8 protein-coding genes are annotated in these 11,592 nt (G+C 60.8%); 4 read left to right on the top strand and 4 right to left on the bottom strand.

Features of this window, described 5'->3' with window-relative positions; genetic code table 11:
* Positions 1–47 precede the first annotated feature (47 nt).
* Positions 48–245 carry a hypothetical protein gene (locus SOP97_RS12875; protein ID WP_274087322.1) on the bottom strand — a complete coding sequence of 66 codons (198 nt, stop codon included), beginning with the start codon at positions 243–245 and terminating at the stop codon, positions 48–50.
* On the opposite strand from SOP97_RS12875, the gene SOP97_RS12870 reads away from it, so the two are divergent.
* Together SOP97_RS12870 and glyA are read left to right on the top strand one after the other, a co-directional pair.
* A complete protein-coding gene (locus SOP97_RS12870; RefSeq protein WP_411912061.1) occupies positions 244–4,386 on the top strand; it encodes a sensor domain-containing protein in 4,143 nt (1,380 codons plus the stop codon). The genes SOP97_RS12875 and SOP97_RS12870 overlap by 2 nt on opposite strands.
* 124 nt (positions 4,387–4,510) lie before the next feature.
* On the top strand, positions 4,511–5,767 hold the full coding sequence (glyA, locus tag SOP97_RS12865; RefSeq protein ID WP_274087288.1) for a serine hydroxymethyltransferase: 1,257 nt from the start codon (positions 4,511–4,513) through the stop codon (positions 5,765–5,767).
* 82 nt (positions 5,768–5,849) lie between these two features.
* Here the strand turns inward: glyA and SOP97_RS12860 are convergent, their stop codons facing one another.
* The 3 genes from SOP97_RS12860 to SOP97_RS12850 form a co-directional block, all read right to left on the bottom strand.
* Positions 5,850–5,993 (bottom strand): DUF2474 domain-containing protein, encoded by a 144-nt coding sequence (locus SOP97_RS12860; protein ID WP_274087287.1) that lies wholly within the window; start codon positions 5,991–5,993, stop codon positions 5,850–5,852.
* A 223-nt stretch (positions 5,994–6,216) separates the two neighbouring features.
* Positions 6,217–7,224: a cytochrome d ubiquinol oxidase subunit II gene (gene cydB / locus SOP97_RS12855; protein WP_274087286.1), complete on the bottom strand. Its 1,008-nt coding sequence runs from the start codon at positions 7,222–7,224 to the stop codon at positions 6,217–6,219.
* Positions 7,225–7,226: 2 nt separating this feature from the next.
* Positions 7,227–8,666, bottom strand: coding sequence for a cytochrome ubiquinol oxidase subunit I (locus SOP97_RS12850; protein ID WP_274087285.1), 1,440 nt, complete (start codon positions 8,664–8,666; stop codon positions 7,227–7,229).
* Between the two features lie 492 nt (positions 8,667–9,158).
* Here SOP97_RS12850 and SOP97_RS12845 point away from each other — a divergent pair, with 492 nt between their 5' ends.
* Together SOP97_RS12845 and trmA are read left to right on the top strand one after the other, a co-directional pair.
* A complete protein-coding gene (locus SOP97_RS12845; protein WP_274087284.1) occupies positions 9,159–10,451 on the top strand; it encodes an NCS2 family permease in 1,293 nt (430 codons plus the stop codon).
* Between the two features lie 52 nt (positions 10,452–10,503).
* Entirely contained in the window at positions 10,504–11,592 is a 1,089-nt protein-coding gene (gene trmA, locus SOP97_RS12840; RefSeq protein WP_274087283.1) for a tRNA (uridine(54)-C5)-methyltransferase TrmA, read from the top strand.

Raw genomic sequence — 11,592 nt, 5'->3', positions numbered from 1 at the left:
ATGCAGGGCAAACCACGCTCGTCGGCGGCGCTGGCACTTCGCCACAGTTATGGCATGCTAGCCGCCCCGTATTGGCCGGCCAAACTACGCCCAGCCAGGGACTCGCCCATCGCCACCCAGCCTTCAGGATGCAACGCGTTGCCGACAGTTACGCCCCCTACCACAGCGCACTCCCCCGGCGCGGCACCGGTCAAGGTGATGCGCGGCACGATGCGTGGCGCATTGGTGGTGTTGGTATTGAGCATGCTGGTGCTACTGATTTGGCAGCTACGCCAGGAATCCCGCCAGCTGCTGGAGAACCAGCGCCAACTGACACTGGCCTACAGCGGCCAACTGGCTAACCACATCAGCCTGAACATGGACCTCAAGGCCCGCGCTGGCCAGGCCTTGTTGCATCAGCATGTTCGCCCCCCGAGCACCCCTGATGAGTGGGCGGAATTGCTGCACATCCTGCGCGGTGTATTCCCGACGTTACGCAGCCTGGTCTGGCTAAATAACCAGGGCCAGATCATCGCCGACAGCCATGCCCCCAGTGAAGATGCGCTGTACATCACGGAACTGCTGCAACGTGGCCGCGACGAAGGGTTTTTCTATACCTTCAGCGCTAACGACAATGGGCGCATCTACCTGCTCATTCGGCATAAGCCCGACAGCCCCGCGAGCGGCTTCTGGGTGCTGCGCCTAACCAACCAGGCACTCAGCAGCTGGCTGCATGAACATCATCAAGACTCTCACCGGTGGCTACTTGAAGACCGCACTGCGCAGCGCGTGATTGTCAGCAGCGACAAGCAGATATCTGATAAATCCTGGATTGCACCACCCGTAACGGCGGAAAACCTGAGCCAGAGCATTCTCGAAACGTCGCTCAAGGGCAGTGATTGGCAGCTGCGCGCGCTGTTCAATGAACGCAAAGTGCGCGCCCAGCAACTGCCGCAACAGACCAGCAAGCTGCTGCTGTTCATCCTCTGCGCCACCTTGACCCTGCTGGCGCTGTATCGCTTGCTGCATGAGCAACGCACACTGCACGCACTCAACACCGCTTCGCGACGCTCGCTGCAACAAGCCGCCAGCGTGCTGGGCGCCATCGAGGAGCGCGTGTTGGTCACCGACACGCATGGCCAGCTGCAGTACCTCAACCCGCAAGCCGAAGCCATGTTCGGCCTGAGCAACGACCAGGCGCGCGACTGGCACCTGCTTAAACTGCTGCCACGCCTTGACCCTCTGCTGTTGCACGACACCGGGCTGCACAATGACCATGGCCCGGACCTGGTGGAAGTCCAGCAAAACGGCACGCCCCATCTGTACGACATCAGCCGCAGCGACCTCAGCGAAGACAATCGACGTACCGGGTTTGTCTGGGTGCTGCGCGATGTCACCGAAGAACAGCACGCCTCTCAGGTGCTGCAGGAAACACGCCGGCGTTACCAGGATATCTTTGACGGCACCGGCACGGCTTTGTGTGTGCTTGACCTCCGCGAGCTGCATGACTTCCTACACACCCAACAGCTGCAGGACTTCACCGCGCTAGAGCGCTGGCTGGCCAGCGACCTACAGCACCATAACGAGCTGTCACAGCTTATGCGCCTGACTGAGACCAACCAGGTGGTGTTGCAGCTGCTGGGCGTCAATTCCAGCACGCAGGCCTGGGAATACTTGTTCAGCAGCGGGCAACTGCGCCCGAACGGCTTCCGCCTGCAGCTGATCAAGACCCTGCTCAGCGGCGGCGGGCAACTGGAAATGGAACGCCAGATCGTCACCGCACAAGGTCAAGAGCGCCATCTGTGGCTATTGCTGCGCGTACCGGCCAGCAGTGACGACCTGCAAGCCGTGACCCTGAGCATCAGCGACATCACCAACCGCAAGCGCATCGAAACCTCCCTGCTCGAACGCGAGCGTTTCTGGTCCGATGTGGTCAGCGCGGTACCCGACACCATTTATGTGCACGACATCACTGCCAAGCGGGTGATGTACAGCAACAACCACCTCGGCCCGCAACTCGGTTACAGCAAGGCGGAGATGCACCAGCTCGGCGAACGCCTGTGGGAAAAGCTCTTGCACCCCGACGATGTCGAGTTGTACCAACGCATGCGTAACATCCAGCAGGTGCTGGGCAATGGCATGCTGATGCAATTCGAGCTGCGCTGGCGCCACCGCAATGGCAACTGGCACTGGTTTGATATTCGCGAACAAGCCCTGGCGCGCGATGATAAAGGCCGGGTCAGCCGCCTGATCGGCGTGGCCAAGGACATCACCGAACAAATCACCCGCAGTGAGTCCCTAAGCTCCAGCGAACAGCGCTACCGCCTGCTCGCGGAAAGTATCAGCGACGTGATTTTCTCCACTGACAACCGCCTACAGCTCAATTACGTCAGCCCCTCGATAAAGCCCGTGCTCGGTTATGACAGTGAGTGGGCCCTGAGCAACGGCTTCCTCAGCCTGGCCACCAACCCAAACCAACTGAGCGGCTTCTATGCGCTGCTTGAGCGCGTGCGCAACGCCTTGGGTGACCCGCTGCGGATGGCCGAACTGCGCAGCCATTTTGTCCCACAGCTGTTCGTCTTTGATGCCCTGCGCGCCGACGGCCGGAAAATCCCCGTGGAGTTGCGCCTGGTGCCCATGTGGGATGACAGCGGGCGCTTCGAGGGCTTGCTCGGTGTCGGCCGCGACATCAGCCTGCAGCGCCGCGCGGAGAAAGACCTGCGCATGGCCGCCACGGTATTCGAGCATTCCACGGCGGCGATTCTGGTTACCGACCCGGCGGGTTATATCGTTCAGGTCAACCATGCCTTCAGCCGAGTCAGCGGCTACAGCCCCAAGCAAATCCTCGACCAGCTGCCGAGCCTACTCACCGCCGACACCCAACAAGCCAGCCACCTGGGTTTTGTGATCAAGCAGCTCAACCAACAGGGCAGCTGGGAAGGTGAGGTATGGCTCAAGCGCAAGAACGGCGAGAAATTCCCAGCCTGGGTCGGCATTACCGCGGTTAAGGATGATGAAGGTGACTTGGTCAGCTACGTGTGTTTCTTCAGCGACATCAGCGAGCGCAAGGCCAGCGAGCAGCGCATCCACCGCCTGGCTTACTACGACGCCCTGACTCAGCTGCCCAACCGCACGCTGTTCCAGGACCGTTTGCACAGCGCCCTGCAGCACGGTGAACGGCACCAGGAATGGGTGGTGCTGATGTTCCTCGATCTCGACCGTTTCAAGCCGATCAACGACTCCCTCGGCCACGCCGCGGGCGACCGCATGCTTAAGGAAGTCGCCATGCGCCTGTGCGCCTGCGTCGACAGCGACGACACCGTCGCGCGCATGGGCGGCGATGAGTTCACCTTGTTGCTGCAGTCCGAGGCGCGGCGCGAGGGCGCGATGACTCGGGCGATTCATGTCGGCGAGCAGATTCTCGCCAGCCTCGCGCAGCCATTTATCCTCGAAGGCCGCGAATTCTTCGTCACCGCCAGTATCGGCATCGCCCTAAGCCCGCAGGATGGCAACGAGCTGAGCCAACTGATGAAGAATGCCGACACGGCGATGTACCACGCCAAGGAGCGCGGCAAAAACAACTTCCAGTTCTACCAAGCCGACATGAACGCCAGCGCCCTGCAGCGCCTGGAGCTGGAAAGCGACCTGCGCCACGCCCTCGAACAGGGTCAATTCAAGCTGTATTACCAACCGCAATTCTCCGGCGACGGTAAGCGCCTGACCGGCGCCGAGGCGCTGCTGCGCTGGCAGCATCCGCAGCGCGGCCTGGTCCCGCCCGATGATTTTATTCCGGTGCTCGAAGAGCTGGGGTTGGTGGTCCAGGTCGGCGACTGGGTGCTACGTGAAGCCTGCCGCCAGCTGGCTGAATGGCGACAGGCAAACATTCGCGTGCCGAAGATTTCGGTCAACCTGTCTGCGCGCCAATTTGCCGAGGGCGACCTGCACCAACGGATTGCGCAAATCCTTAAGCAGAGCGACATTCCTGCCGCGTGCCTGGAACTGGAGCTGACCGAAAGCATCCTCATGGAAGACGTGGCCAACGCCATGCAAACCCTCAGCAGCCTGAAGCAACTGGGCGTGTTTATCGCCATCGATGATTTCGGCACCGGCTATTCCTCGCTGAACTACCTCAAGCAATTCCCCATCGACGTGCTGAAGATTGATCGCAGCTTTGTCGACGGCCTGCCCCACGGCGAACAAGACGGCCAGATTGCCCGTGCGATCATCGCCATGGCCCACAGCCTCAACCTCACGGTAATCGCCGAAGGCGTGGAAACCCTGGCCCAGCTGGACTTCCTGCGCGGCCATGATTGTGACGAAGTGCAAGGCTTCCTGCTCGGCCGGCCGATGCCGGCGCACCAGTTCACCGCGCTGTTTACCGGCACCGCGCTGTTTATGCTGGGCTGACAGCCTGGCTGCATGAGCCCCGCTTGTCCGCCAGATGACCACGCTTCATATGCCTGTTTAGGATGGATGGGGTAGAATTCGCCCCCTCTTTCTACCGCCCAGCTGATTTTCTCAGGGGAATGCCATGTTCAGCCGTGATTTGACTATCGCCCGTTATGACGCCGAATTGTTTGCCGCGATGGAGCAAGAAGCCCAGCGCCAGGAACATCACATCGAGCTGATCGCCTCGGAAAACTACACCAGCCCAGCGGTGATGGAAGCCCAAGGCTCGGTACTGACCAACAAGTACGCCGAAGGCTACCCAGGCAAGCGTTACTACGGCGGTTGCGAGTACGTCGACATCGTCGAGCAGCTGGCCATCGACCGCGCCAAAGAACTCTTCGGCGCTGACTACGCCAACGTCCAGCCGCACTCCGGCAGCCAGGCCAACAGCGCGGTCTACCTGGCCCTGCTGAACGCCGGCGACACCGTACTGGGCATGAGCCTGGCCCACGGCGGCCACCTGACCCACGGCGCCAGCGTCAGCTTCTCCGGCAAGGTGTACAACGCCGTGCAGTACGGTATCGATACCGTCACTGGCCTGATCGACTACGACGAAGTTGAGCGTCTGGCCGTTGAGCATCAGCCGAAGATGATCATTGCCGGCTTCAGCGCTTACTCGCAGGTGCTGGACTTCCCGCGCTTCCGCGCCATCGCTGACAAAGTCGGTGCCTACCTGTTCGTCGACATGGCCCACGTAGCCGGTTTGGTTGCTGCTGGCGTGTACCCGAACCCAGTGCCGTTTGCTGACGTGGTCACCACCACCACGCACAAAACCCTGCGCGGCCCGCGCGGCGGCCTGATCCTGGCCCGTGCCAACGAAGCGCTGGAGAAGAAATTCAACTCCGCGGTATTCCCAGGCGGCCAGGGTGGTCCACTGGAGCACGTGATCGCCGGTAAAGCAGTGTGCTTCAAAGAAGCCCTGCAGCCTGAGTTCAAGACTTACCAGCAGCAAGTGATCAAAAACGCCCAGGCCATGGCCAGCGTGTTTATTGAAAAGGGCTACGACGTCATCTCCGGCGGTACTGAGAACCACCTGTTCCTGCTCAGCCTGATCAAGCAAGACATCACCGGTAAAGATGCTGACGCCGCCCTGGGTCGCGCCTTTATCACCGTGAACAAGAACAGCGTACCGAACGATCCACGTTCGCCGTTCGTCACCTCCGGCCTGCGTATCGGCACCCCGGCGGTGACCACACGCGGCTTCAAGGAAGAAGAGTGCCGCGCACTGGCTGGCTGGATCTGCGAGATCCTCGCCAACCTGGGCGACGAAGCGGTTGAAGCGCGCATCCGCGAGCAAGTTAAAGCGGTCTGCGCCAAGTTCCCGGTTTACGGTAACTAAGGCTTAACGCCTGTAACAAAAAGCCCGCCAATCGGCGGGCTTTTTGTTGACTGAAGGCAACACTTTCAGCACCTGTCGCCACTTACGGCGTACCCATCCCCGCCGCCTGCATAAACAACCGCAGCACATAAGACACCGCGCCCAACGCCAACACGCTGCCAGCCCAGATCGCTACCAGCCAGCCGAGCCGCTGCAACAGCGGCTTTTTCTCGTCTAGATCATTCATTTTGCGCCCTCATTAGTGACCTGAGGTCTCGCGAGCTAGAGTCCTGCAAGGCGCTACGTTAGTAACAGCCTCCGGCTGGTCAAAGCAGGCGGGAGCTTTTGCACATGAGCATTACTCGTTTCACTCGCCCTGCGGGCCGCGCTGAAGCGCGTTAGCCGCAAGCGGCTTTCCGAGCCGGCTTTTAACGCAGCAGAGCCGACGCGCAGCAGACCGTAGCCAAGCCTCAGTGGTAACCATCTTCTTCCGTAACCTTGCCGCGGAACACGTAATAGCTCCAGGCGGTATACATCAGGATAAACGGGATGATGAACAGCGCCCCGACCAGGATGAACCCCTGACTCTGCGGCGGTGCAGCGGCTTCCCAGATGCTGATCGACGGCGGGATGATATTTGGCCACAGGCTGATACCCAGGCCGCTGTAGCCGAGGAAGATCAGCGTAAGGGTCAGCAGGAACGGCGCGTAGTTGGCGTTACGCGCCACCGCACGCAGCAGCGCCCAGGTGCACAGCAGCACCAGCAGCGGCACCGGCATAAACCAGAAGATATTCGGCAGGCTAAACCAGCGCTCGGCGATGTCGGCATGGGCCAGTGGCGTCCACAGGCTGACAATGCCGGTGACGCCTAGCAGGACAAATACCAACGGCCGCGCCATGTTGTGCATCTGCTCCTGCAGACGCCCCTCCGTCTTCATGATCAGCCAGGTGCAGCCGAGCAAGGCATAAGCAGCAATCAGCGCCAGGCCGCAGAACAGCGAGAACGGCGTAAGCCAGTCCAGCGCACCACCGGCATAGGCCCGATCAACCACCTCGAAGCCATCGATATAGGCACCCAGCGCCACTCCTTGAAAGAAGGTCGCGGTCAGCGAGCCGCCGATAAACGCCTTGTCCCAGAGATGCCGCTTGGCCGCCTTAGCCTTGAAACGGAACTCAAACGCCACGCCACGGAAGATCAGCCCCAGCAGCATAAAAATCAGCGGCAGGTAGAGCGCGTTGAGCACCACGGCATAGGCCAGCGGAAATGCGCCGAACAACGCCGCGCCACCGAGTACCAGCCAGGTTTCGTTACCGTCCCAGACGGGCGCCACGGTGTTCATCATGACATCGCGTTCACCTTCACTTTTGACAAAGGGAAAGAGGATGCCGATGCCTAAGTCGAAACCGTCCATGACCACATACATCATCACCCCGAAGGCAATGATCACGGCCCAGATCAGCGAGAGATCAATACCCATGTTCAATTCCTCTCAGCCAGTGAGTCGCTTCCGCCTTCGTCGAAGCTTTCTTCGGCTGCAGACAGTGGCCGTGACGGCGTACGCTTCTGGCCTGGACCGCCCTCGGCAACTTCCTTGCCTTCATCGGTAACCGGACCTTTGCGCACCAGACGCATCATGTAGCCGAGGCCCGCGCCAAACAGGGCGAAGTACACCACCACAAACAACGCCAAGGTCAGGCTCATCTGCGCAAAGCTGTGCCCGGAGGAAGCGTCGGCGGTGCGCATCAACCCCTGGACCACCCACGGCTGGCGGCCAATTTCGGTGGTGTACCAGCCGGCAAGCAGGGCGATGATGCCCGACGGCCCCATCCACACCGCCAGGTGCAGGAACGGCCGCGCCTGGAACAGCTTGCCGCGCGCGCGCAGCCACAAAGCCCAGAGGCCGGTGAGAATCATCAGCATGCCGATGCCAACCATGACCCGGAAGGTCCAGAACACCACGGTCGAATTAGGCCGATCTTCTTTGGCAAACTCCTTGAGCGCCGGCACCTGCTTATCCAGACTGTGGGTCAGGATCAGGCTACCCAGCGCGGGAATCTCGATCTTGAAGCGGGTTTCCTCGCGCTGCATATCTGGCCAGCCGAACAGAATCAGCGGAGTCGGCTCGTCACCGTGGTTTACCCAGTGGCCTTCAATCGCGGCGATTTTCGCCGGCTGATACTTCAGCGTGTTGAGGCCGTGTAAGTCGCCGATCACCGCCTGAATCGGCGCCACGATCAAGGCCATCCACATGGCCATCGAGAGCATCTTGCGAATTGCCGGATTGTCGCGCCCCCGCAGCAAGTGCCAGGCCGCCGAGGCGCCGACGAAGAACGCCGTGGAGAGGAATGCTGCCGTCGCCGTATGCGCCAGCCGGTAGGGGAACGAAGGGTTGAACACCACCGCGAACCAGTCAACCGGGATCACCCGCCCGTCGATAATCTCGAAGCCCTGCGGGGTGTGCATCCAACTGTTGGAGGCAAGAATCCAGAAAGTTGAGATCAACGTACCGACCGCCACCATCACCGTGGAGAAGAAGTGCAGGCCCGGACCGACGCGGTTCCAGCCAAACAGCATGACACCCAGGAAGCCCGCTTCTAGGAAGAATGCGGTGAGCACTTCATACGTCAGCAGCGGCCCGGTGACCGCCCCGGCGAAGTCGGAAAAGGCACTCCAGTTAGTGCCGAACTGGTAGGCCATGACCAAGCCAGAGACCACGCCCATGCCGAAGTTGACCGCAAATATCTTCGCCCAGAAGTGGTACAGGTCGCGGTACACCTCCTGCCCGGTTTTCAGCCAGAGCCCTTCAAGCACCGCCAAGTAACTGGCCAGGCCAATGGTGATGGCCGGAAAGATGATGTGGAAAGAGATGGTGAAAGCAAACTGGATACGGGCGAGGTCGAGTGCCTCTAATCCGAACATGGTGCGTCCTCAGTCAGGTAAAACAGCCAGCTGCCCCGCGGATACGCTACGGGCAACCGTCGGACAGAGCGCCTTACGCCGACAACGGCTCGGCCACATGACGAATCCGACAGCCTTGATCCAGGTCAAGGCTTAGTTGAAGAGTATCCCCAGCACGGGCAAGTTCCGCTGTGGTTGATTGTCGCGTGACAGCCTGCCACAAGGGATTTGGCGCCTTTTACCGACGTTGTTCTGCCTCGCGGCGGCAGGCCACCGCAGGCGCGGACAGGTATCTGTGCGGGTCGCGGTTTACCAGCATTCGCACCTCCACCCGCCACGTTTGCATACAGCCATAAGCTGCCTGATCGGTCATAAATTCACCGCACCCAGACGAGCTGATATGATGCGCGCCTTTTTCCAGATCGCCAGCAAAAACATGCACAACCATGTGGATGTGCTTTGCTTTCGGTTTGCATAAACACGGCACAGAACGCCGTTATCGGGGAGCTGCACATGCTGGAAAGATTGTTCCAACTCAAAGCCCACAACACCACGGTGCGCACCGAGATGCTGGCGGGGCTGACCACCTTCCTGACGATGGCCTACATCCTCTTCGTCAACCCCAACATCCTTGCCGAAGCCGGCATGGATAAAGGCGCGGTGTTCGTCGCCACGTGCCTGGCAGCCGCCATCGGCTCGGCCATCATGGGCCTGATCGCCAACTACCCGATCGCCCTGGCGCCGGGCATGGGCCTCAACGCCTTCTTTACCTACACCGTGGTGCTGACCATGGGTCACACTTGGCAGGTGGCATTGGGCGCGGTCTTCCTCTCCGGGGTGATCTTCTTTTTGCTGTCGATCTTCAAGATTCGCGAGTGGATCATCAACAGCATCCCGATGGCGTTGCGGGCCGGCGTTGCTGCCGGTATTGGCTTGTTCCTGGCGATCATCGCGCTGAAAAACGCCGGTATCGTGGTCGACAACCCGGCCACCCTGGTGGGCCTAGGTGACCTCAGCCAAGGCGCCCCACTGCTGGCCTGCCTGGGCTTCTTCGTGATCGCTGCACTGGCTTACCGCCGCGTCACCGGTGCGGTGATGATCGGTATTTTGCTGGTCACTGGCCTGTCGATTGTGTTCGGTCTGTCGCAGCTCGACAGCGTGGTCTCGATGCCGCCGTCGCTGATGCCGACGCTGCTGCAACTGGACATCATGGGCGCGCTGGATATCGGCCTGCTCAGCGTTATTTTCGCCTTCCTCTTCGTTGACCTGTTCGACACCTCCGGCACCCTGGTCGGCGTCGCGCAAAAAGCCAACCTGCTGGATAAAGACGGCAAAATGCCCAAGCTCGGCCGCGCTCTGCTGGCCGACAGCACCGCGACCATGGCCGGCGCCGCAATGGGCACCTCGACCACCACCAGCTATATCGAATCCGCGGCGGGCATCAGCGCCGGCGGCCGCACTGGCCTGACCGCTTGCGTGGTGGCTGCACTGTTTTTGCTGAGCCTGTTCTTCGCACCACTGGCCGGCGCCGTACCAGCCTTCGCCACCGCCCCGGCGCTGATGTTTGTCGCCGTGCTGATGATGAGCAGCCTGGCGCAGATCGACTGGGACGACCTCACCGTCGCCGCCCCGGTGGTCATCGCCGCCCTGGCCATGCCACTGACCTTCTCGATTGCCAACGGCATTGCCTTTGGCTTTATCGCCTGGACCGTGATCAAGCTGCTGGCGGGCCGCTGGCGCGACCTCAACCCCGCTTTGGTGGTGTTGTCGGCATTGTTTGTGATCAAACTGGCGTACTTCGCCTGATACCTTGCGGGTGGCCATGGTTCACCCGCGCCTTTTTTGAAAAGAGTCTTGCATGAGCCGTTCCCAGTTCGATCCCGCCAGCTACGCCGTCCAGCTGGCTGAAAAGCAGCAGCGCCTGATCGAGCTGCTGGCGCCTTTTAATGCCCCCGCACCCGAAGTGTTCGAGTCTGCTCGCGAGCACTATCGCTTGCGTGCAGAATTTCGCCTGTGGCGTGAGGGTGAAGACCGCCACTACGCCATGTTCGAAGCAGGTGATAAGCACACGCCGATTTTCTTTGAAGACTTCCCCATTGCCAGCGCGCAGATCAATGCGCTGATGCCGCGCCTGAAAGCGGCGTGGCAGGCCAGCAGTGCGCTGAGCTTCAAGCTGTTTCAGGTCGAATTCCTCACCACCCTGGCCGGCGACGGGCTGATTACCCTGTGCTACCACCGCCCGCTGGATGACGCCTGGCAAGCCGCAGCCGAGCTGCTCGCCGACGAACTGCAGGTAAGCATCATCGGTCGCTCCAAGGGCAAGCGCATCGTCATCGGTAAGGATTATGTTGAGGAGAAACTCAACGTCGCCGGTCGCACCTTCAGCTATCGCCAACCAGAAGGCGCCTTCACCCAGCCCAACGGCGAAGTGAACCAGAAGATGCTGAATTGGGCCTATGAAGCGCTCGGTGAACGCCAGGATGACTTGCTGGAGCTGTACTGCGGCAACGGCAACTTCACCCTGCCGCTGGCCACCCGCGTACGCAAAGTGCTGGCCACCGAGATCAGCAAGTCCTCGGTGAATGCCGCCTTGGCCAACCTGGAAGACAACGGCGTAGACAACATCACCCTGGTGCGTCTGTCCGCCGAAGAACTGACCGAAGCGCTGAATGAAGTGCGCCCGTTCCGCCGCCTGGCCGGTATCGACCTGAAAAGCTATGACTTTGGCTGCGTGTTTGTCGACCCGCCGCGTGCCGGGATGGACCCGGACACCTGCGAGCTGACCCGGCGCTTTGAGCGCATTCTGTATATCTCCTGCAACCCGGAGACCCTGGCCGCCAACATCGCGCAACTCAGCGACACCCACAAAGTGACGCGCTGCGCACTGTTCGACCAGTTCCCCTACACCCACCACATGGAGTCAGGTGTGCTGCTGGAGCGCCGCTAG

The organism is Pseudomonas spirodelae (assembly GCF_034653255.1).
GTDB lineage: Bacteria > Pseudomonadota > Gammaproteobacteria > Pseudomonadales > Pseudomonadaceae > Aquipseudomonas > Aquipseudomonas spirodelae.
This window is presented reverse-complemented; position numbering and strand designations above follow the sequence as displayed.